Genomic DNA, 746 nt, shown 5'->3' with positions numbered 1-746 from the left:
CTTCAGCATAATAAATCAATAATAAAGCAGTAATAGCGCCCAATAAAATATTGGTCACCAATCCACCAAGTACCAATACCAAAGGATTCATGCGACTAGGCGCAGCTAGAAGAAAAACAATCGCCATACTACCAAGTGCGCCAACAAAGGCAACCCAGAAACTTCCCCCTAACGCCAAACTAGGCAGGAATAACGTGACAATGAGTAGTGCCATGTTTGCACCGCTACCGACTGCCAATGTTGTGTCTGAGGCCAGAGTATTTTTTACCAGCTGTTGTAATAAAACACTGACCAATCCTAAAAGACCACCAGCGGTTAATGCTACCAACATGGTCGGTAGGATTTGTAGCTGGATACTCATGTCCGAAAGCGATAGCTCAAATGAGGGTATGAATAATTCTAAAAAAGGCAGGTGCCAAAGTTGATGTACGACTGCATAACTGCTCACTACTGCTAGCAGCATTAAGAAAACGACCATCATATAAATACGGTTAGCAGACAAAAAATTATTTTTATTCATCATAAATCGGTATTGCCTACAAAAGTGACATTCGTTAAGCGATCGGCTAAAACATTCATAGAAGCCACGCCACTATTGTTCCATGTCGCAGGCAGTAAGGTGATACAACGGCCTTTTTTGCTAGATGCATGCTCTTGATCAAAGGAATAACCCAAGCGCTGCCACACTAAGCTGTCTTCTAATTCAAGTTTGAGAAGGTCACTAAGAGGTTCAACGACCACAAGGC

The 746-nt window shown here is 42.4% G+C and carries 1 protein-coding gene and 1 pseudogene; both read right to left on the bottom strand.

Annotated elements, in window-relative coordinates; all coding sequences use genetic code 11:
* The coding region (locus tag EI161_RS15135; RefSeq protein WP_192529990.1) for an iron chelate uptake ABC transporter family permease subunit at positions 1-523 on the bottom strand (523 nt) is incomplete at its 3' end.
* Positions 520-746, bottom strand: a pseudogene (locus EI161_RS15130) (ABC transporter substrate-binding protein); the annotation flags it as partial. The gene EI161_RS15135 and the pseudogene EI161_RS15130, both read right to left, overlap by 4 nt.

The organism is Psychrobacter sp. FME5, assembly GCF_014861375.1.
GTDB lineage: Bacteria > Pseudomonadota > Gammaproteobacteria > Pseudomonadales > Moraxellaceae > Psychrobacter.
This window is presented reverse-complemented; position numbering and strand designations above follow the sequence as displayed.